The organism is Luteibacter sp. SG786 (genome assembly GCF_011759605.1).
Lineage (GTDB): Bacteria > Pseudomonadota > Gammaproteobacteria > Xanthomonadales > Rhodanobacteraceae > Luteibacter.
Window position 1 is genome coordinate 401695 of sequence record NZ_JAAOYX010000003.1, and the last position, 20274, is coordinate 421968.

At 65.9% G+C, this 20274-nt stretch carries 16 protein-coding genes; 8 read left to right on the top strand and 8 right to left on the bottom strand.

Features of this window, described 5'->3' with window-relative positions:
* Window positions 1–7 precede the first annotated feature (7 nt).
* From FHS47_RS17755 to FHS47_RS17780, 6 genes are all read right to left on the bottom strand, one after another.
* The gene (locus tag FHS47_RS17755; RefSeq protein WP_208382122.1) at window positions 8–1501 is read right to left on the bottom strand and encodes an efflux transporter outer membrane subunit; all 1494 of its coding nucleotides are present in this window, start codon (window positions 1499–1501) and stop codon (window positions 8–10) included.
* The gene (locus tag FHS47_RS17760; protein ID WP_167031339.1) at window positions 1485–2672 is read right to left on the bottom strand and encodes an efflux RND transporter periplasmic adaptor subunit; all 1188 of its coding nucleotides are present in this window, start codon (window positions 2670–2672) and stop codon (window positions 1485–1487) included. The genes FHS47_RS17755 and FHS47_RS17760 overlap by 17 nt, the downstream gene beginning before the upstream one ends.
* Window positions 2662–5901 (bottom strand): efflux RND transporter permease subunit, encoded by a 3240-nt coding sequence (locus FHS47_RS17765; protein ID WP_167031342.1) that lies wholly within the window; start codon window positions 5899–5901, stop codon window positions 2662–2664. The genes FHS47_RS17760 and FHS47_RS17765 overlap by 11 nt, the downstream gene beginning before the upstream one ends.
* A gap of 176 nt (window positions 5902–6077) precedes the next feature.
* Window positions 6078–7475, bottom strand: coding sequence for an ATP-binding protein (locus FHS47_RS17770; protein WP_167031344.1), 1398 nt, complete (start codon window positions 7473–7475; stop codon window positions 6078–6080).
* A complete protein-coding gene (locus FHS47_RS17775) occupies window positions 7445–8137 on the bottom strand; it encodes a response regulator (protein WP_167031347.1) in 693 nt (230 codons plus the stop codon). The genes FHS47_RS17770 and FHS47_RS17775 overlap by 31 nt, the downstream gene beginning before the upstream one ends.
* Window positions 8138–8224: 87 nt before the next feature.
* Window positions 8225–9055, bottom strand: coding sequence for a tetratricopeptide repeat protein (locus FHS47_RS17780; protein ID WP_167031350.1), 831 nt, complete (start codon window positions 9053–9055; stop codon window positions 8225–8227).
* Window positions 9056–9176: 121 nt separating this feature from the next.
* Between FHS47_RS17780 and argS the strand changes: the two genes are divergently transcribed.
* Window positions 9177–10925 (top strand): arginine--tRNA ligase, encoded by a 1749-nt coding sequence (gene argS / locus FHS47_RS17785; RefSeq protein ID WP_208382123.1) that lies wholly within the window; start codon window positions 9177–9179, stop codon window positions 10923–10925.
* Between the two features lie 52 nt (window positions 10926–10977).
* Window positions 10978–11895 carry a M14 family metallocarboxypeptidase gene (locus FHS47_RS17790; RefSeq protein ID WP_167032325.1) on the top strand — a complete coding sequence of 306 codons (918 nt, stop codon included), beginning with the start codon at window positions 10978–10980 and terminating at the stop codon, window positions 11893–11895.
* 102 nt (window positions 11896–11997) lie between these two features.
* Here the strand turns inward: FHS47_RS17790 and FHS47_RS17795 are convergent, their stop codons facing one another.
* Together FHS47_RS17795 and FHS47_RS17800 are read right to left on the bottom strand one after the other, a co-directional pair.
* Window positions 11998–12735, bottom strand: a complete 738-nt coding sequence (locus tag FHS47_RS17795; RefSeq protein WP_167031353.1) for a hypothetical protein — start codon at window positions 12733–12735, stop codon at window positions 11998–12000.
* Window positions 12736–12844: 109 nt separating this feature from the next.
* Window positions 12845–13048 (bottom strand): hypothetical protein, encoded by a 204-nt coding sequence (locus FHS47_RS17800; RefSeq protein WP_167031356.1) that lies wholly within the window; start codon window positions 13046–13048, stop codon window positions 12845–12847.
* A 400-nt stretch (window positions 13049–13448) separates the two neighbouring features.
* Between FHS47_RS17800 and FHS47_RS17805 the strand changes: the two genes are divergently transcribed.
* From FHS47_RS17805 to mlaD, 6 genes are all read left to right on the top strand, one after another.
* On the top strand, window positions 13449–15635 hold the full coding sequence (locus tag FHS47_RS17805) for a penicillin acylase family protein (RefSeq protein ID WP_208382125.1): 2187 nt from the start codon (window positions 13449–13451) through the stop codon (window positions 15633–15635).
* Window positions 15636–15683: 48 nt separating this feature from the next.
* On the top strand, window positions 15684–17015 hold the full coding sequence (locus tag FHS47_RS17810) for an amidohydrolase family protein (protein WP_208382126.1): 1332 nt from the start codon (window positions 15684–15686) through the stop codon (window positions 17013–17015).
* 134 nt (window positions 17016–17149) lie between these two features.
* Complete coding sequence (gmk, locus tag FHS47_RS17815; RefSeq protein ID WP_167031362.1) at window positions 17150–17767, top strand: guanylate kinase; 618 nt, start codon at window positions 17150–17152, stop codon at window positions 17765–17767.
* Window positions 17764–18576, top strand: coding sequence for an ABC transporter ATP-binding protein (locus FHS47_RS17820; protein WP_167031365.1), 813 nt, complete (start codon window positions 17764–17766; stop codon window positions 18574–18576). Before gmk ends, FHS47_RS17820 begins: the two co-directional genes overlap by 4 nt.
* Window positions 18573–19340 carry a lipid asymmetry maintenance ABC transporter permease subunit MlaE gene (gene mlaE / locus FHS47_RS17825; RefSeq protein WP_167031366.1) on the top strand — a complete coding sequence of 256 codons (768 nt, stop codon included), beginning with the start codon at window positions 18573–18575 and terminating at the stop codon, window positions 19338–19340. Before FHS47_RS17820 ends, mlaE begins: the two co-directional genes overlap by 4 nt.
* 58 nt (window positions 19341–19398) lie before the next feature.
* On the top strand, window positions 19399–20268 hold the full coding sequence (mlaD, locus tag FHS47_RS17830; RefSeq protein WP_167031369.1) for an outer membrane lipid asymmetry maintenance protein MlaD: 870 nt from the start codon (window positions 19399–19401) through the stop codon (window positions 20266–20268).
* Window positions 20269–20274 lie beyond the last annotated feature (6 nt).

Below are 20274 nucleotides of genomic sequence, written 5' to 3' on the forward strand. Positions count from 1 at the left end.
GTAGCGCTCAGGGCGCGTTCGGCGTGGCGGGTTTCTGCGTTGCAGGGCTGTCCGTGCGAGAAAGGCGAAGTTCGCCGTCCCAGCCGCCGCCGAGGGCGCGGATGAGGTCGACGCTGGCCTGCAACTGGCGGGTGTGGACCCGTTCGGCCGTGCGCTCCGCCTGGAGGGCGGCTGTCTGCGCGGTGACCACTTCCAGATAGCTGACGACGCCTTCGTTGTAGCGATTGGTCGCCAGGGTCTGCGACTGTTTGGCCGCTTCGGCGGCGGCGCCTTCCTGTTCGCTTTCCCGGCCGAGTTCCTGCAACAGCGTGAGGTTGTCTTCGACCTGCTGGAAAGCGTGGAGCACCACGTGCCTGTACTGCGCCGATGCAGAAGCGAACTCCGCCCTGGCTTCGGCTTCGCGTCCCCGTCGCAGTCCTCCGTCGAAAAGATTGAGGGCAGCGAGTGGACCCAGGCTCCAGAACTGGTTGGTCGCACTCAGCAGCCGGCCGTGACCGACGTCCTGGAAACCGAAGGCGGCACTGAGGCTGATGTCCGGATAGAACGCCGCGCGTGCCACGCCGATGGCCGCATTGGCCGCGAACGCGCGGCGCTCGGCCGCCGCGATGTCTGGTCGGCGTTCGAGCAGCGTGGAGGGCACGCCCAGGGGAATCTTGGGCAAGGGCACCGCCGCTTTCTGGGGCGGCAGCGAGAACGTGGAGGCCGATTCGCCGATCAGCGCGGCGATGGCGTGCTCCGTGAGCGCACGCTGCACGCGCAGTTCCGTGGCTTGTGCCTGCGCGTCTGACAGCTGGGCATTCGCGCGTGCCACATCCAGCCCCGAGGAAACACCGCCGTCCAAGCGGTTTTGCGTGATCTTCTGGCCCTCGCCGAATGCCTTCAACGAATCCTGGACGATCTGCGCCTGGATGTCGTAACCGCGAAGCTTGATGTAGAGGTCGGCCAGCTCCGCCTGCAAGCTCAGCCGCGCCGAGGCCAGGTCCGCTTCCGCTGCCTGGGTCTGTGCGCGGCCGCCTGCGACTTCGTTACGGATGCGTCCCCACAGATCGAGTTCATAACCCGTGGAGAACGCGAACGTGCGAGTGTCGTATTCGTTGGGCTGATTCGCACCACGCAGGGGACGGCGATCGGATTGGCGGTCACGGGTCGGGCTGGCGCTCACGCCAGCTTGCGGCTGTTGCGCGGCGCCCAGTTCATCGAGGAACGCCTGCGAGGCATCCACCCGTGCCAGTGCGATGGCGAGGTCGGGATTGTCGGCGTTGAGCCGGTCTTCCAGACGATCGAGCACCGGATCGCTGTACGCGGTCCACCATGGGCCACGCGCCGCCTCGTCTTTCGGTGAGGCCACCGTCCAGCCTTCGGGATGGCTGGCGCCCTTGAAGGCCTCGGGCAGGGGCGCGACCGCAGGCTTGACGTACTTGGGCGCCAGGGAGCAGCCGGCCAGCGCCAGGAACACGCCAAGGGTCAGCGACCGGCGAACGACATCATGCATTCTTGGCATGGCTCGGCTCATCGCGCGCAGGTTGGGCGATCTGCACCAGGTCGCCCTGGGCCAGCGAATCGGTGGGGTGGTCGATGATTCGATCGTCCGGGCGCAGCCCCCGGTCGATGATCAGCTTGTCGCCCAGGTCCATGGCGATGTGCACGTCGCGCAACACCACATGATCGTTCTTGCCCAGCACGGCGATCTGCGGCCCGGCCGCGCGGAAGAGCAGGGTGGTGGCCGGCACGGTGACCGCGCCATCCGGTGCGTGCGTGGCCATCTGCACCTCGGCGAAGTCGCCAGGCAGAAGATCCTGGCGCGGGTTCTCCACCTTGAACTGGGCCAGCAGGGTTCCGGACGTGCGGCTGATGGAGCGTGAGGTGCCGATGAGCGTGCCATTGACCGTTTCGCCGCCATGGCCCAGTACCAGGAGCTTCACCTTCATTCCGGGCACGATGCTCGATGCGTAACCCTGCGGCACCTGCGTGTAGAGGCGCATCTTGCTCGTGTCGGCAATGGAGAAGAGCGGCTGCCCGCCGTCGTTGTTGGCGGTGATGAGGTCGCCGATATCGGTGTTGCGCGCCGTGACGGTACCGTCGAACGGAGCGACGATCTTCTTGAACGACTCCAGCGCCGCCAGACGGTCCACGTCGGCCTTCGCTGCCAATTGATTGGCGCGTGCGGTTTCCGCCTCGCTCGCCTTCTCGTCGGCTTCCTGCTTGGAGACCGATCGCGATTGCAGGAGGTTCTGCCAGCGCCTGGCTGTGGTGTCGGCCAGCCGCACATTGGCTTGCGCACGTACCAGTTCGGCCTTGGCCTGCTCGAACTGCTGGTCGAGTTCCGGTGTGTCGATGAGGGCGAGCACCTGGCCGGCCTTCACCTTCTCACCGATGTCCACGTTCCATTGCTTGAGGTAACCGCCGACACGCGCGTGGATCGGCGTAGCGATCCACGCGTCCAGGTGGCCGGGCAACGTGAGGCCTTGCGTATGGCTCAGGGCCGACGCCGAAATCGTCTGGACCGACGGCGTCAGTTGTGCCTGTGTCCAGGTGTCCAGTTCCCGCGATTCGACGGCGCGGAGCGATAGCCCGGCGATGACGCCCACCGAGGCGATAACCGCACCGATGGCAAGTGCCAGGCGAACACGGGGAGGACGCCCCGACACGGGGGCGGGAGCTTCATGAGACATGGGAGGGGTTTCCGATCAGGCGGTCTTCAGAAGGAACCGGCGCGGCGCGGCCATGCACGATGGCGAAGATGACCGGCACGAAGAGGAGGGTGGCGAACGTGGCGAAGAGCAGGCCGCCGATGACGGCGCGTCCCAGCGGCGAGTTCTGCTCATGAGCCAGCGCCATGGGCAACATGCCGATGATCATGGCCAGTGCCGTCATGCAGACGGGACGGAAGCGGGTGAAGCCCGCTTCCAGCGCGGCCTTGAAGGCATCGCCATGCTCGGCCAGCCGCTCGCGGCAGAAGCTCACCACGAGGATCGAGTTGGCGGTGGCCACGCCCATGCACATGATGGCGCCGGTCAGAGCGGGTACCGACAGGCTGGTGTGGGTCAGGAACAGCATCCACACGATGCCCGCCAGTGCAGCCGGCAGCGCGGTGACGATCACGAACGGGTCCAGCCAGGACTGGAAGTTCACCACGATCAGCAGATAGATCAGGAGCACGGCCCCGATGAGGCCGAAAAGCAGGCCGTTGAAGGCCTCGTTCATGGTGCCCACCTGGCCGTGCAGACTCACCAGCGTGCCGGCCGGGCGCTTCGCCGCGAACTGGTCGAGCACCTTCTGCACGTCGGCGGAGACGCCGCCCAGGTCGCGTCCCTGGATCGAGGCGTAGATGTCGTATGCGGGCATGATGTTGAAGTGCGACACCACGGCGTCGCTCGGCCCACGCGTGAAGCTGGCCAGGCCGCCGAGGATCTGCGTGGACCCATTGACGGCGGACGTCACCGGTAGCGCCTTCAGGTCGGACATCGAGTCCATCAGGTACTGCGGCGTCGATGCCACGATCGCGTACGACACGCCGTTCTTCGGATTCAGCCAGAACGCAGGTGCGACCTGCGAACTGCCCGCGAGCGACGCCACCATGCTGTTGGTCACGTCACGCTCGGTGATGCCCAGGCCATCGGCGCGAACGCGGTCGACCTTGACGTTGAGCTGCGGGTAGCTGGAACTCTGCTGCAGGCGCACGTCCACGATGCCGTCGATCTTGCGCATCTCCTTGAGGATCGCTTCGGCATAGGCCTCGTTCGCCTTGCGATCGCGGCCGGCGACCGATACATCCAGCGGCGCCGGCGCGCCGAAGTTCAGGATCTGGCTGGTCATGTCCGAAGGCAGGAAAGCGAATTGCGTGCCGGGGAACTGCCGCGGCAGGATCTCGCGCAGCTTCTTCATGAATTCGGCCGCCGGACGGTGGCCCTCCTTCAGCACGATCTGGATGTCGCCGTCCTGCGAGCCGATGGTGCCGCTGCTGCTGTAGACAAGGTTCACGCCGGAGAGCGGCAGGCCGATGTTGTCGATGATGGTGTCGAGTTCGTCCGGCGGAATGACCGACCGGATGGCACGCTCGACGTGGTCGAATTCCGCCGCGGTTTCTTCGACGCGCGTACCCATCGGGGCGCGCACGTGCAGCGAGAGCGAATCCGAGTCCACCTCGGGAAAGAAATCCCGCCCCAGTGCCGGTATCAGGGCGAAGGACGCGAGCACGAATGCCAGGAAACCGAGCACGAAGCGCTTGCGGTTCGCCAGCGCCACGCCCAGCAGCCCGTAGTAGGTGTCGCGAACCCGGGTGAAGCGTTGCTCGAAGCCCAACTGGAACGCGATCAGGCCGTGAACAAAGGCATTGCGGCGTTTCTGCGCATGCCGGTCGCCTTCATGATGATTGATGACCTGGTCTTCGGGGTGATTGCCCAGGCCCGTCTCCACCGTATGCGGCTTGAGCAGGAACATCGCCAGCGTGGGCACGAGGGTTCGCGAAAGGATGAATGAGGACACCATCGCGAAGATCACGGCCAGCGCCATCGGTCGGAACAGGAAGCCCGCGATGCCGTTGAGCATGAACATCGGCACGAAGACGATGCAGATGCACAGCAGCGAAACGAAAGCCGGCGTCACGATCTGCCTGGCGCCGTCCATGATGGCGGTGACAACGCCCTTGCCCTGTTCGAGGTGCCAGTTGATGTTCTCGATGGTCACCGTGGCGTCGTCGACGAGGATGCCCACCGCCAGAGCGAGACCGCCGAGGGTCATGATGTTCAGGGTTTGCCCGAAGACCGCCAGCAATGCGATGGCCGACAGGATCGCGAGTGGGATCGACAGCGCGATGATCACGGTCGAACGCCAGCTTCCCAGGAACAGCAGGATCATGACCGAGGTCAGCACGGCGGCAATGATGCCCTCGCGCGCAACCGAGGTCACTGCGGCTTTCACGAAGATGGACTGGTCGCCGAGCAGATTCATCTTCAGCGACTTGGGCTGGGTCTCGGCAATCAGCGGCAACAGCTTCTTGATGCCTGCCACCACGTCCAGCGTGGAGGCGTTGCCGTTCTTCAGCGCCGGCATGAGCACCGCCCGCTTGCCGTCCACGCGCACCACATTGTTCTGTGGCGGTGCGCCGTCGCGGACATGGGCAACGTCGCCGATGGTGATGGTGGCGCCATTGACGGTCTTGATGGGCAGGTTGTTCAGCTCGTCGATGGCCGTCGGGCTGTTGTTGAGCTGCACGTGGTACTCGTAGGTGCCGATCTTCGCGGTACCCACAGGGATGATCTGGTTCTGTGTCGCCAACGCGTTGCCGACATCCTGTGCAGAGAGGCCCTTGGCCGCCAGCGCTTGGGGATTCAGGTCGAGCGTCACCTGCTTCTGCTTGCCGCCGTAAGGCGTCGGAATGGCTACGCCGGGCACCGAAATGAGCGTCGGGCGCATGAAGTTCTGCGCGATGTCGCGGATCGTCGCCTCGGACAGGATGGGGCTGGACAGCGCCATCTGCAGCACCGGCACGGTGGACGCGTTGTAGTTGAGGATGAGCGGCGGCGTAATGCCCGGTGGCATCTGCTTCACCACCGTCTGCGAGATCGATGTCACCTGTGCGGTGGCGGTACGGATGTCCACGCCCGGCTGGAAGAAGATCTTGACGATGCCCACGCCGGGTAGCGACTGCGATTCGATGTGCTCGATATCGTTGACCGACGTGGTCAACTGACGCTCGTAGTAATAGATCACGCGTCCGGACATCTGGTCCGGCGGCAGGCCGTTGTACGTCCAGACGACGCTGATCACCGGAATGCCGATGTTCGGGAAGATGTCCGTGGGCGTCCTGACGGCGGCCAGCGGGCCCGCGATGAGGATGAGCAAGGCCAGGACGATGAAGGTGTAGGGGCGCGACAGCGCGATGCGCACCAGCCCTAGCATGCCGCGGAACCTGCGCTGGACAGTTGCGGCGGCCGGACGCTTCCAGACATGGCAGCGGATCGGTAAGGCGCGGTGAGGTTCATGGCCACTCGATGGGACTCGGGCAGAATCGCCCACGCCCATTGTTCGGTCCGAACCTTGTGGAAATCTTTTGCCTTGCTTCGCGCGCCGGCCGGTCAGCCGTCGAGCGCCTCGATGTGGATCCGCACCAGGAGGCCTCGTGCCGACGGACCGTCGAGTAATTCGATCGAGCCTTCATGCAGCTCGACCGCGCGTTGCACGATGCTCAGGCCCAGGCCGTAGCCCGGTTCCTTGGTATCGCTGCTCCGCTCGAAGCGCTTGAACGCCAGCGCACGGCGGTAGGGCGGTATACCCGGCCCGTCGTCGCAGACTTCGATGACGACGATGCCGGCATCACGGTGAACCGAGATGTCCACGCGGCCGCCTTCGGGTGCATAGCGAAGCGCGTTCTCCACCAGGTTGCGGAACATGGCCGTCAGTGCAACCTCGTGGCCGGATACCCGAACCGCCGGCTCCTCATGCGTGAGGCTGAGCGAGATGTCCTTCTCGGCAATGAGCGGTGCCAGCTCCTCCACCACTTCGGTCGCCAGCACGATCAGGTCCAGCGGAATGCGCTGCTCGGCTGCCGCACCGGCTTCGAGGCGAGCGATGGCCAGGATCTGCTCGATGCGTCGCCCCAGCCTCCCCAGGCTGCGCCGGGCGCTGTGCAGGGTGAACTCCAGTTCGGCCGGATCGTTGGCGATCAGCGCGCTCTCCAGGTGAATGGTCGTCGCTGCGAGCGGGGTGCGAAGCTCGTGCGCCACGTCGCCGGCGAACCGGTGCTCGCGTTCGATCACGTCCTCCAGCCGTTCCAGTTGTTCGTTGAGCGTGGCGATCAGCGGCTTGATCTCGCCCGGGGAGCGCTCGATGGCGATGGGTGTGCGGCTGCGCGGGGCTCGCTCGGAGAGCACCTGGGTGAGCTTGTCCAGCGGCCGCAAGCCCTGCTTGACCGCCAGGCTCGCCAGCAACGCCAACAAGGGCAGGCCGATGATGAGGGGAAGCGAGTGTTCGAGAACGAGTTCCCGTGTGATGTCGGCCCGGTTCTCCGCCCGTTCGCCGATGCGCACCGTGAGATTGAAGCGGTTGGTCAGAGTGAACAGCCGCCAGCCGGCCCCATCGTGTTCGATGTCGCTGAATCCGCGCTCTCCCGGCGCGGGGGGCGGCAGGTCCGCCAGGTTCGCCGTAGCGGCGATGAGCTTGCCGTGCGGGTCGTAGGCCTGGAAACCCACCTCGGGTTCGTAATTCTTTGCGTGGACCGCCACCACGACCGTGCCGCGTTGGGCGTCGGTGACGAGTTTGACGGCGCGTTGCGCATCCTCGTCGCTGTAACCGCGCTGGCTGTCCGCAATCAATGTGCCGAGCGTGCGTCCGGCCTGGGCGAGCCGCCCGTCCAGCAATTTCACCATCTCGGCCCGCTCGCGCTGGTAGCTGATGGCGCCCAGCGGAATCAGCACCGCCACCTGCACGGCGATGATGAGCCAGGTCAACCGGGCGCGGAGGCTGAGGGCTGGCATTTGGGTTCCCGGGGCATCATGTAGCCGATGCCGCGCACCGTGTGGATGAGTTCCGGACTGAGCTTGCGGCGCAGCCAGTGAACGTGGACTTCGATGGCGTTGCGGTCGACCACCGTATCGAACCCGTATACCGAACTCTCCAGGCTCTCGCGCCGGACGATGCGCCCGGCACGCTCCATGAGGATGCGGAGCACCGCGAATTCGCGGCGGGTCAATGTGATGCGTTCCCCACGGAAGGCCACGTCGGTTGTCGCCAGATCGAGGACAAGGCCGGCGACCTCGATGCGATTGTCGACCAGGCCCTGCGCGCGCCGGGTCAGCGAGCGGATGCGGGCGGCCAGCTCGCCGAGGTGGAAGGGTTTGACCAGGTAATCGTCCGCGCCCATGTCCAGGCCCTTGATGCGCGCCTCCGGTGCATCGCGGGCGGTCATGATGAGGACAGGCGTCTTGATGCCGCTGCGGCGCGCCTGCAGGAGCAGATCGATACCGTCCCGTCCGGGCAGGCCCAGGTCCAGGAGGATGAGGTCGAACGACGCATCGGGCAGTGCGCTCGCACCGCTGCGGCCGTCGGTGAGCCACGTCACCGCATACGACTGCTGCTCCAACGCATGCTTGATGGCCCCGCCCAGTTCGACGTCGTCTTCCAGAAGAAGGATATGCATGGGCGTTGGGGAGAGCGAACTCGCGAAGGGGCAGGCGCCAGAATGGCCGGGAAGTCTTTTGCCAACCTTTTGTCGGCTGCTCCGCGGCTACCAGGAGTCGTCGTCGAACGTACCGTCACCGGAACCGGCGTCGTCCCATGAGCCGTCGTTGTTGCCCATGTCGATCGGTTCGTCGCGCAGATCGTCATAGGCCTGCGCGGAGGGATCGCGGTCCTCGCGGATAACGGGGCCGGTGTCGCGTAACCCGTCGTCGTCGTGACGCCCGCGCAGCGCCTCGTCCAGCAGCATGCCGGCGGCCACGCCGCCGAGACCGGCCGCCACCGCCGTGCCTACGCCCGAGTGGGGCTGCGGCGGCACGCCGTAAGGGGCGCCGCCGGGATACGCGCCATACGGGGGCACGCCCTCCGGCGGCGGCACGGGCGGGTACCCTGCCGGTGGCACATCGGTGCGCCGGCGGCGCATCCAGAGAAACACCAGCAGCGCGATGCCGGCGCCGATGGCGAGCAGATTCAGCAGGTGCGATCGGCCGGCTGTCCCGCGTTGCGGCGCCCGCTCGCTGACCCCCAGCTGCGGCGTCGACGCGCGAAGATCGGAAGAGGGCGCGAGCGCAGCATCCAGCTTGCGCCGGAAGGCCTGGAACTTCGCGGGATCGGTGAAGTGGGTTCCAGGGTCCAGCGTGGCTGCCTTCGCCGCCTCGGACTTCGCCTCGCCCACGTTGCCTTCATGGGCAAGCACTTCCGCCAGCACATAGTGCGCCTTGGCACTTTGCGGATGCTCGGCAATGGCTTCGCGCAGCATCGTTTCCGCGCCGGGGTAGTCGCCCCGGGCGATCAGTGCCTGCACGTCTTTCGGGGAGTCCGCCGCGTAGACCGACGGCGCCAGCAGCAGCGCAAATAGGAGGCTCCGGCTTCGCATCATGTTCCTCCGCATCGGGATGGGTCGCCTTCGGAGCCTAATCCAGTCGATTTTCGGCTAGCTTTCTTCGACTCGGTTATGTTCTGCATCGTTGATCTGCTCCCTTCCGAATTGGAACCCCGTGATGCCTTCTCACATGGAAGCGACCTTGTTCGCGCACGTCGACCGGCTGCTGGCCGACGCGTTCTCCGCCTGTGGACTGGATACCGACGGCGTGCGCGCGCTGCCGGCGCAGCGCCCCGATCTTGGCGATCTCCAGTGCAACGCCGTCATGGCCCTGGCCGGGCGCCTGCGCCGCCCGCCAAGGCAACTGGCCGACGAGGTAGTCGCCCGACTCGCCCCGCTGGAGGATTTCACCGAGGTGAGCGTGGCCGGGCCCGGCTTCATCAACCTGCGTCTTTCCAACCGTGTGCTGTCCACGTTCGCCGCGGCGCAGGCATCCGCGCCGCATGCCGGCATCCAGCAGCAGCCGGCCGAGACGATCGTCATCGACTTCGGCGGCCCGAACGTCGCCAAGCCCCTGCATGTGGGCCATCTTCGTTCGCTCGTGCTGGGTGAAAGCCTGCGTCGGATCCTCACGGCGCAAGGCCACCGCGTGATCGGCGACGTGCACCTGGGCGACTGGGGCCTGCAGATGGGCATGCTGATTTCCGAGGCCTTGGTCCTATGGCCCGAGATGGCCGAAGACGGACCCTGGCGCGACCGCCCCCCGTTCGATATGCAGACCCTGCAGGAGCTCTATCCCCGCGTGGCCGCGGCCTGCAAGGCCGATCCGGCCCGCATGGCGTTGGCACGCGCGGCCACGGCGGAATTGCAGGCGGGCAGCGAGCGCCACATGCGCATATGGGAAGTCGTCCGGCGCGTGTCGCTGGATGCGCAGGTGCGCGACTTCGCCACGCTGGATGCGCACTTCGACGAACTGCTCGGCGAAAGCCACGTGCAGCCCTTGATCCCCGGCATGATCGCCGACCTCGTCGCGCGGGGCGTGGCCGTGCGGAGCGACGGCGCGCTCGTCATCGAAGTGGCCCGTGACGACGACGAATCGCCCATGCCGCCGCTGCTCCTCGAGAAATCGGACGGCGCCGCCCTGTATGCGACGACCGATCTCGCAACGATCCTCGATCGCCGCCAGCGGCACCATCCGTCGCGCATCGTGTACGTGGTCGACCAGCGCCAGTCGCTGCACTTCGCCCAGGTGTTCCGCGCAGCCGGGGCGGCGGGATTCGCCGAGGGCATCACGCTGGTTCACGTCGGCTTCGGCACCGTCAACGGCAGCGACGGCAAGCCCTACAAGACGCGCGACGGCGGCGTGGCGCAGTTGCGCGATCTCCTGGCGGATGCGCTCGACAAGGCGCGTGCGCGCCAGTCAGACGACGCGTTGCCCGAAGAGGAAGCCGCCGCGCTCGCCGCCACCATCGGCATCGCCGCCGTGAAGTTCGCCGACCTCTCCACCTACCGCACCTCCGGCTACGTGTTCGACGCCGAGCGCATGGTGTCCTTCGAGGGACGCACCGGCCCCTATGTGCAATACGCCTGCGTGCGCATCGCCTCCATCCTGGAAAAGGCCCGGCGCGAGGGTGTCGTCGCGGGCGCCATCGACGTGCGCGAGCCGACCGAACGCGACCTCGTGCTGCTCTGCGCGCGCTTCCCCGACGTCGTGGCGTCGTCGGCAGCGCGATATGCGCCGAACGAAATCGCCGACTTCGCCTATGAGCTCGCCCAGGCATTCAGCCGTTTCTACGCGGTGTGCCCGGTGCTGGCGGCTTCCCATGTCGACGAGCGCGCATCGCGCCTGGCGCTGTCTTCGTTGACGCTTGGTGTTCTGGCCGAGGCCCTCGACCTGCTCGGGATTCGGGTGCCTGAGCGGATGTAGAGCCGGTTAGAATGACCGCCATTCAAAACGGAGCGCGGCTTTGAACCAGCAGATGTCGTATCCCATCGGTATCCCCGGCACGCCCTGGGGGCCCGCCGAGATCGCCATGTGGCGTTCGCGCCAGACGAAGCAGCGCGACTTCCGTGACGACGTCCTGCGTGCCATCGACGCGCTGCGCGATCGGTTCGATGTGTCGGAATACGGTTCGCTAGATTACGACGGCGAGCGGTTCCCTTTGCTGGCGGTGCGTGGTCGCGGCTGGCGCGACGATCGTCCGGTGATGCTGGTGACGGGCGGCGTGCACGGTTACGAAACCAGCGGTGTGCACGGGGCTTTGCAGTTCCTGCGCGAGCATGGCAACGACTATGCAGGGCAGGCGAATCTCCTGGTGGTGCCCTGCGTCAGTCCCTGGGCTTACGAGCGCATCCATCGCTGGAATCCGGACGCGATCGATCCAAACCGGAACTTCCGCGAAGGCAGTCCTTCCGGCGAGGCCGCTGCGCTGGTCGAGTTGCTGGCACCGCTGCGTGGGCGCGTCCTCATGCACATCGACCTGCACGAAACCACCGATTCGGACGAAACCGAATTTCGTCCGGCGCTCGCGGCGCGCGACGGCAAGCCGTTCGAGCCGGGCGAGATTCCCGACGGCTTCTACCTCGTCGACGATTCGGAAAATCCGCAGCCCGCGTTCCAGCAGGCAGTGATCGCCGCCGTGGCGAAGGTGACGCATATCGCGCCGGCCGATGCGAACGGCGAGATCATCGGTTCGCCGATGGTGGCTCCCGGGGTGATCGAATACGCGCTGAAGGAACTGGGCCTCTGCGCCGGCATCACCGGCGCGCGCTACACGACCACGACCGAGGTTTACCCGGACAGCCCTCGCGCCACGCCACAGCAGTGCAACGACGCGCAGGTGGCGGCGGTGCGCGCCGCCATAGGGTATGCCCTGACACACGCCGGGCTCGGTTAGATCGCAGGCGCTTGACCGATTCGGCCGGCACGCGGCCAGGGTTGCCAATTGCCAGGGGCGGATTGCCCCTGGCCCTATGGTTATCGCATGCCTCGTATGGGTTCAGAGCGCGCGAATGGCAACCATCTTCGAAGGACTGATAAAGTCGGTTGCGCCCATGTACCAGATTCGAGCCTCGTCTCCCGATTCGACCTGATCGAGAAGTTCGCGCCAAAGGTTGACCGTCTCGCCGGGCATGGCCCTGAAGCCAACTAGGTCCTTTGGGTGCCCGTCTCGGGCATAAACGAGCCACGACGCGCCTACGATGACGGCATCCGGGAACTGCACAGGCAGTCCGATTTCTCTGTCGATCGTCGAGAAGTCGAGTTCGCCGTCTGGCGCTGCCGGAACCGTCACTGGCGGAGGTGCCGGGAATTCTTGTGTCACGTGAATGATGGTTGTGCCCGAAGCTCTGTCAGGCTTTCCCGGCTCCTGAACGATATAGGAGACATAGCATTCGGGGCGCCCCGAATCAGCGTCCGGGAGAACGTCCTTCGGCACGCTGAAGTCCAAGAAATTGCCCGGCACCCTCACGAACTTCGAGGTGGAGAACGGCAGGACGCCTTCCCAGTTGAGAATCAACCGTTGCCCGGCAGCCATGTTTTCATAGACCGGGACACGGATTACAACGCCCGAATCCGGCGCCGCACCCGGATATAGGATGTTGTTGCCGGGGGCCTGACTCGGATCGACCAGCATCGGGGCTTCCGGCTCCCCTGCTTGTCGGCGGCGTTCCCAGGTTCGGATAGTCGCTGCCCGCGACAGTACGTATTGCCCAGGCGATGCTGCTTCCTTGCTCATCTCGTTCTCCTTGATCTTCCAGCCTCGTTCCCCTGCACGGGCGATAGTACGGATGACCTGTTGTCGGCTCGTGAAGTGCGATGCCTTGGCTGGAAGGATGCGCCATCGCCTACGCGCTGGCGCACCCGGTCGGCTGAGGCGTCTCGCTCGCGGCGATTTCGTCGAGGAAATGGCCCACCGAGACATCGTCGCCACCCGCGTAGTAGCCAGGCGACCAGTTGTGCCGGCGGACGGCGTCCACTTGCCGTACGGTTTCGAATGCCAGCGTGTGCGGGTAGAAGTTCAGCGCATTCATGGAAAGGGCGACATACATGGCCATGCCTCGGTGCACGAACCCGTGCGGAAAGGGATGGGCGAGCCGGGTCTCGCATTCTCGCCGGCGGCGCAGGGCCTTGCGAAGGCGAGCGTGAATCTATGGACCGGTCGTGCGTAGGGCACTGCCCCCTGCGCATGGCACGAGAGTGCTCTCCGACGCATTAAGCATGAGTAATGGAATTGCTTTCGGAGGCCTGTTTTTACGGTGTTTACCGTATGACTGATGGCACATAATGGTTGCCTGCGTAACGATTTTCGCGACGCGCGGCGAAAGGTGCTCCAGCGGTCCGCCGGGCCGGCGCCTTGGACCATGCCGGGCTCGGCGGGGATGCATGCACTTGACCGATCCGGCCGGTGGGAAGCTAGGATCGGCGATCCCATGCATGGCGCCCGTCCCGATGAGGCTTCGCCGGTACATCCTGTTCTTCGCGTCGGTCCTCGCCAGCCCCTCCGTCCTCGCGGCTTCGGAAACCGGCGATGCGCCGCGCTGGAAGCGTGAGGCCGCCGCGGCGACGATCGTCCGCGACGACTGGGGCATAGCACACGTGCACGGCAAGCGCGACGCGGATGCCGTGTTCGGCATGGCTTATGCGCAAGCCGAAGACGATTTCAATCGCATCGAGACGAACTACCTCACGTCGCTCGGCTGGCTCGCGCAGGCGGAAGGAGAATCCGCGCTGTGGACGGACCTGCGCCAGCGTCTGTTCGTCGACGAGAAGCAGCTGAAGGCCATGTACGGCCGCGCGCCGCCGTGGCTGAAGAGCCTGATGGATGCATGGGCCGACGGTCTCAATTATTTCCTCGCCACCCATCCCGATGTGCACCCTCGTGTCATCCGGCGCTTCGAACCCTGGATGGCGTTGAGCTTCAGCGAGGGCAGCATCGGCGGGGACATCGAGCGCGTGAAGCCGGCCTGGCTGCAGGCGTTCTACGGCAACGACCCGGAGGGGGCACTTGCGCAGTTCGTGCCGCCTTCCAGCTGGGCGGAGCCCACTGGCTCCAATGGCATCGCGATCGCGCCGAAACTCACGGCCGACGGCCACGCGTTGCTGCTGATCAACCCGCACACCTCGTTCTTCTTCCGCTCCGAACTCCAAGTGTCCAGCGACGAGGGGTTGGATGCGTATGGGGCCGTCACCTGGGGGCAGTTCTTCATCTACCAGGGCTTCAACAGGCATCTGGGCTGGATGCATACCTCCACCGGCGCGGATGTCGTGGACGAGTTCGCCGAGACGATCGAACGGCAAGGCGGCAAGCTTTTTTATCGGTACGGAAAAGCCCTTCGACCGGTGGCCGTGCGCGAGATCGTCGTGCCGGTGCGGAAAAGCGACGGCACCCTCGGCGAACGGCGTTTCACCACCTATGCCACGCACCACGGCCCGATCGTCCGCGCGGACGGCAACCGCTGGATTGCCGAGGCGTTGATGAACAAGCCGTTGGAAGCCTTGCAGCAGAGCTGGCTGCGCACGAAGGCGAACGACTTCGCGGCCTACATGAAGGTCGCCGAGTTCAAGGCGAACTCGTCCAACAACACCATCTATGCGGACGACAAGGGCAACATCGCCTATCTGCATCCGCAGTTCATTCCCAAGCGCGACGACCGCTTCGATTACACGAAGCCGGTGGACGGCAGCGATCCCGACACCGACTGGAAAGGGCTGCTGCCGCTCGACAAGGCACCGCGGGTCTTCAACCCGCCGACGGGGTGGATATTCAACACCAACGACTGGCCGTATTCGGCCGCTGGCCCCGACAGCCCGCGGCAGGCCGACTTTCCCCGCTACATGGACGCCGTGGGCGAAAACCCGCGCGGCCTGCACGCCACGCGCGTGCTCACGGGCCGGAACGGTTTCTCACTGGCGTCGCTTATCGACGCCGCGTTCGATCCTTACCTCCCGGCGTTCGCGCGGCAGCTGCCGATCCTCGTCGCGGACTACGACGCGCTCCCAGCCGGCGATCCGATGAAGCGGAAGCTGGCCGGTCCCGTCGCGCTATTGCGCACCTGGGATTACCGCTGGGGCATCGCGTCCATGCCTACGTCGCTGGCAGTGTTCTGGGGCGACATCCTCTGGGACAAGGCAAGCGGCCTCGACACGGCCGAAGGTCTCTCCGTCTACGACCTGATGGCCGAGAAGGCCGGCCCCGCCATGCGCCTTGCCGCCCTTGCCGAAGCCGCCGACCGCCTGGAGAAGGACTTCGGGAGCTGGGGCGTGCCATGGGGCGAGGTCAATCGCTTCCAGCGCGTGGACGGTGCCATCCGGCAGCGCTTCGACGACGCCAGGCCGAGCCTCCCCGTGCCGTTCACGTCTTCGCGCTGGGGCTCGCTCGCCTCGTTCGGGGCGCATCGCTGGCCCGGTACGAAGCGTTACTACGGCACCAGCGGCAACAGCTTCGTGGCGGTGGTGGAATTCGGCGACAAGGTTCGTGCCCGCGCCGTCACGGCCGGAGGCGAGAGCGGCGACCCGGCGTCGAAACACTTCAACGACGAAGCCGAGCGCTATACGACAGGGAACCTGCGGAAGGTGTACTTCTGGCCGGAAGAGCTGCAAGGGCATGCCGAGCGCACGTATCACCCCGGAGAGTGATTCGTCGCGTCCGAAGGTTTCCAATCGCTTGAAGGATTTGAAGGGAGAATGGCAATGATCCGAGGCGTGAAACTGTGGGGCGTGCTGGCCCTGTCGCTGCTGGCATGGGCCACCGCCGAAGCCGCCGCACCCGCGGCTGACACGGCGGTGCTGCTCAAGGCGGATCGTGTCTTCGATGCGCGCGATGAGCAGACGCATGACGGGTGGGTGGTGCTCGTGCGGGGCGACAAGATCGACGACGTCGGTCCCGCGGCCAAGGTACCCGTTCCTCCGGGTGCGCAGACGATAGAACTGCCCGGCACGACGCTGCTGCCCGGCCTCATCGACGCCCATTCGCACATCTTCCTGCACCCGTACGACGAAACCTTGTGGAACGACCAGGTGCTCAAGGAAACGCTGGCCTTCCGCACGGTCGAGGCCGTGAAGCATGCACGCGACACGTTGATGAGCGGCTTCACGGCATTGCGCGATCTGGGCACCGAGGGCGCGGGTTACGCGGACGTGGATGTGCAGCAGGCCATAGAGAAAGGCCTGGTTCCGGGCCCGCACCTCTTCGTCGCCACGCGCGCCACTGTCGCGGCGCACTGTTACGGACCCGGTCCACTCGGCTTTCGCGACGACCTCGACCTGCCGCAAGGTGGTATTCCCGTCAGCGGCACGGCGCAGATGATCGACGCCGTGCGCGACCAGGCGGCCCACGGTGCCGACTGGATCAAGATCTACGCCGACTACCATTGCGGCAAGAGCAAGGGTTCCGTGCCCACATTCACCGAGGATGAGTTGAGGGCCGGAGTCGAGATGGCCCATTCGCTGGGGCTGCCGGTGGCGGTGCACGCGAGCACGGCGGAAGGCATGCGCCGTTCGGTGCTCGCCGGCGTGGACACCGTCGAACATGGCTACGGTGGCACGCCGGAAGTTTTTGCGCTCATGAAGAAACATGGCGTGGCCTACATGCCGACGCTGGAAGCGAGCGCCGCCTACGCGGAGTATTTCGGAGGATGGAAGCCGGGCCAGCCGCCCACCGAGTCGATGCGTGCCTCGGCCCAGGCGTTCAAGCGCGCGCTGGAGGCTGGGGTGACCATCGGTAACGGGAGCGACGTGGGCGTGTTCGCCCACGGCAGCAATTACAAGGAACTGGAATGGATGGTGCGCGACGGTATGCGGCCGGCGCAGGCGTTGCTGGCCGCCACCGCGGTAGATGCGAAGGTGCTGCGGCAGCAGGACCGTATCGGCCAGCTGCGCAACGGCCTCGACGCCGACATCATCGCGGTCCCGGGCGACCCGACGAAAGACATCGGCACGCTGGCGCACGTGACCTTCGTAATGAAAGGCGGGGTGGTGTACAAGCGACCGGGCGGGGCCGGCGAACCCGCCAGGTGACGGGGCTTCTCGCCGACCCAGGTCGGAAACCCGGTACAATCCCCTTTTGCACAACAGGATGCGTGCCGATACCGACCGTTCGGTACGCCGGTGCCATCGGAGCGAGCCATGTACCCCCAGCGAGTCGACCGCGGATGATCGAAGGCACCCTGTTCGTGGTGGCTGCGCCTTCCGGCGCGGGGAAATCCACGTTGGTCAACGCGTTGCTCGAGTGCGAGCCGGATATCTCGCTCTCGATCTCCCATACCACCCGCCCGCCGCGTGTGGGCGAGGAATATGGCCGGCATTACTTTTTCGTCGAGCGGCCGGATTTCGAGCGGGAGATCGCCGACGGCATCTTCCTGGAGCATGCCGAAGTCCACGGCAATCTCTACGGCACCTCGCGCAAGGTCGTCGAGGGCACCCTCGCCTCGGGCCGCGACGTACTGCTGGAAATCGACTGGCAGGGCGCGCGCCAGGTGCGCAGCGGCAAGCCCGACTGCGTCAGCGTGTTCATCCTGCCGCCGTCGCGCGTGGAGTTGGAGCGCCGTCTGCGCGGCCGCGCCTCCGACAGCCCGGAGGTGATCGAGCGCCGGCTGTTCAATTCGCGCGAGGAAATCGCCCACGCGCACGAGTTCGACTACATCATCGTGAACGACCGCTTCGAGGACGCCCTGGGCGACCTCCGGTCCATCGTGCGCGCGGTGCGCCAACGCGCGCCACTGGCAGCGCGCCGGCACGAATCGCTGATCGAGGAGCTGATCGCCCCATGACCGACGACGCCATCGTCCGCGTACGCGGACTCACCACGGTCCTCAACGGCAAGACCATCTTCGACAGCCTGGATCTCGACATCCCGCGGGGCAAGGTCACGGCCATCATGGGCCCCAGCGGTACCGGCAAGACCACCCTGCTGAAGCACATCACCGGGCAGATGCGCGGCGATGCCGGCAGCGTGGAACTCGACGGCCTGAACGTGCCGGAGCTGTCGCGCGAGAAACTGTTCGAACTGCGCGAGCGGATCGGCTACCTCTTCCAGAACTCCGCGCTGCTGACCGACTTCGACGTGTTCGAGAACGTGGCCTTTCCCCTCCGTCAGCATACGAAGCTGCCGGAGGAACTGATCCGCAATATCGTGCTCAACAAGTTGCAGGCCGTGGGGCTGCGCGGCGCGGCGCGCCTCATGCCCACCGAGCTGTCCGGCGGCATGGCGCGGCGCGTGGCATTGGCACGGGCCATTGTCTTCGATCCTGCGCTCATCCTGTACGACGAACCTTTCGTCGGTCTCGACCCCATCGCGCTGAACCAGGTATTGCTGCTGATCCGCACGTTGAACGAGACCCTCGGCATCACCAGCGTGCTGGTGGCGCACGAACTGGCGGCCGTGCAGAAGGTGGCCGACCACGTTTACCTCATCGCGAACGGCAAGGTCGTGGCACAAGGCGATCCCGCCACGCTGGCCAACGACGGTTCGCCGTGGACGGCGCAGTTTTTCGGGGGCGAGGCCGACGGCCCCGTACCCTTCCAGTATCCCGCCGGCGACTACGCCAGCGCGCTCGGTTTTCCCGGAGGCAAGGCATGAGCAGCAGGAACGACAACGTCGTCGTTCGCAGCCTGGCGCAGATAGGCGCCTGCGGGCTGTTCCTCCTCACCATCCTCGCGGCCATCCCGCGCAGCTTCCGGCACGGCCGCGAGACGGTTCGGCAGATCTGGTTCGTCGGCGCCATGAGCCTCACCATCGTGATGACCTGCGGCCTGTTCGTGGGTATGGTGCTGGGCCTGCAGCTGTACGACGTGCTGTCCATCTTCGGCGGCACCTCGGCCACCGGCACCGTCGTGGCCATCGCCATCTACCGCGAACTCGGTCCGGTCGTTACGGCGCTGCTGTTCGCGGGCCGCGCGGGCACGTCCGTCACCGCCGAGATCGGCCTCATGCGTGCCACCGACCAGCTCGACGCCATGGAAATGATGGCCGTCGATCCCATCGCCTACGTGGCCGCGCCTCGATTCCTTGCGGGTGTCGTGGCCTTGCCGTTGCTCGGCCTCGTGTTCTGCGCCATGGGTGTGTTCGGCGGCCATCTTGTCGGTGTCACCTGGCTGGGCATCGACAACGGCACCTTCTGGTCGAACATGACCGCCACCGTCGATATCCACAAGGACATCGTCAATGGCGTGCTGCTCAAATCCTTCGCCTTCGGCATCGTGGTCTCCCTGATCGCGGTGTTCCAGGGCTACACCACACCGCCCACCAGCGAAGGCGTCGCGTATGCCACGACGCGTACGGTGGTGGCCTCGTCCATCGCCATCCTGGCGCTGGACTTCGTCCTCACCTCGTTCCTGATCTGAGGTCCCGGAGACCCGCCATGACCACCCATTCCCCCATCGCCCATCCGAGGATCGTGCCGTGACCCAGAGACGTTCCTATGCCGTCGGCACCGGCCTGTTCATCGTGCTCGGCTTCGCCGCCCTGGCGTACCTCGCCACCCAGACCACCTCGGTGGCTAACACCAGCCGTGGCGACACGTACACCATCGACACGCGCTTCGCCAACGTCGGGCAGTTGAAGGTTCGCGCGCCGGTGAAGGTCGCCGGCGTGCGCGTCGGCTCGGTGCAGGCGATCGACCTGGTGCCGGGCAAGGAAGAGGCGAAAGTCACTCTCGCCATCGACGAGAGCCACAAGGACATCCCCGAGGATTCCGTGGCCACGATCTACACCAGCGGCCTGCTGGGCGACCAGTACGTGGGCATCCAGTTCGGGCAGTCCAAGACGCCGGTGAAGGAGGGGGGCGAAATCGGCCTGACCCGTCCTGCCCAGCAGCTGGAAGAGATGCTCGGCAAGTTCTTCGGCGGCGGAAGCGCGCCGGATCGCCTGGGCGGCACCTTCCACGTGACCGGAAGCTTCACCAATATCGGCGGCCTCCAGCCGGGTGCCGCGGTCAAGATGGCCGGCGTGCCCATCGGCAGCGTGGAATCGGTGGTGGTCAAGCCCGGCGCCGTGGAAGCCACGGTCACCCTTGCGATCGACAAGCGCTACTCCCAGATACCTGATGACTCCTCGGCCGCGGTGTTCACAAGCGGTTTGATCGGCAGCCAGTATGTTGCGATCCAGCCCGGCGGGTCGCCGGAATACCTGGCGGACGGCGACAGCTTCGTGCTTACCCAGTCCGCGCTTCAGCTGGAAGACCTGATCGGCAAGTTCCTGGTGAACGGATCGCCGAGCGAGAACAAGCCCGGCGCCCAGGGCGCCGCTACAGACAACGCCGGCAAGAAGTAAGGCCGG

Coding starts and splice junctions, on each gene's coding strand:
- FHS47_RS17755 (WP_208382122.1), bottom strand. CDS start 1,501: ATGCCAAGAATGCATGATGTCGTTCGCCGGTCGCTGACCCTTGGCGTG.
- FHS47_RS17760 (WP_167031339.1), bottom strand. CDS start 2,672: ATGTCTCATGAAGCTCCCGCCCCCGTGTCGGGGCGTCCTCCCCGTGTT.
- FHS47_RS17765 (WP_167031342.1), bottom strand. CDS start 5,901: ATGCTAGGGCTGGTGCGCATCGCGCTGTCGCGCCCCTACACCTTCATC.
- FHS47_RS17770 (WP_167031344.1), bottom strand. CDS start 7,475: ATGCCAGCCCTCAGCCTCCGCGCCCGGTTGACCTGGCTCATCATCGCC.
- FHS47_RS17775 (WP_167031347.1), bottom strand. CDS start 8,137: ATGCATATCCTTCTTCTGGAAGACGACGTCGAACTGGGCGGGGCCATC.
- FHS47_RS17780 (WP_167031350.1), bottom strand. CDS start 9,055: ATGATGCGAAGCCGGAGCCTCCTATTTGCGCTGCTGCTGGCGCCGTCG.
- argS (WP_208382123.1), top strand. CDS start 9,177: ATGCCTTCTCACATGGAAGCGACCTTGTTCGCGCACGTCGACCGGCTG.
- FHS47_RS17790 (WP_167032325.1), top strand. CDS start 10,978: ATGTCGTATCCCATCGGTATCCCCGGCACGCCCTGGGGGCCCGCCGAG.
- FHS47_RS17795 (WP_167031353.1), bottom strand. CDS start 12,735: ATGAGCAAGGAAGCAGCATCGCCTGGGCAATACGTACTGTCGCGGGCA.
- FHS47_RS17800 (WP_167031356.1), bottom strand. CDS start 13,048: ATGTATGTCGCCCTTTCCATGAATGCGCTGAACTTCTACCCGCACACG.
- FHS47_RS17805 (WP_208382125.1), top strand. CDS start 13,449: ATGAGGCTTCGCCGGTACATCCTGTTCTTCGCGTCGGTCCTCGCCAGC.
- FHS47_RS17810 (WP_208382126.1), top strand. CDS start 15,684: ATGGCAATGATCCGAGGCGTGAAACTGTGGGGCGTGCTGGCCCTGTCG.
- gmk (WP_167031362.1), top strand. CDS start 17,150: ATGATCGAAGGCACCCTGTTCGTGGTGGCTGCGCCTTCCGGCGCGGGG.
- FHS47_RS17820 (WP_167031365.1), top strand. CDS start 17,764: ATGACCGACGACGCCATCGTCCGCGTACGCGGACTCACCACGGTCCTC.
- mlaE (WP_167031366.1), top strand. CDS start 18,573: ATGAGCAGCAGGAACGACAACGTCGTCGTTCGCAGCCTGGCGCAGATA.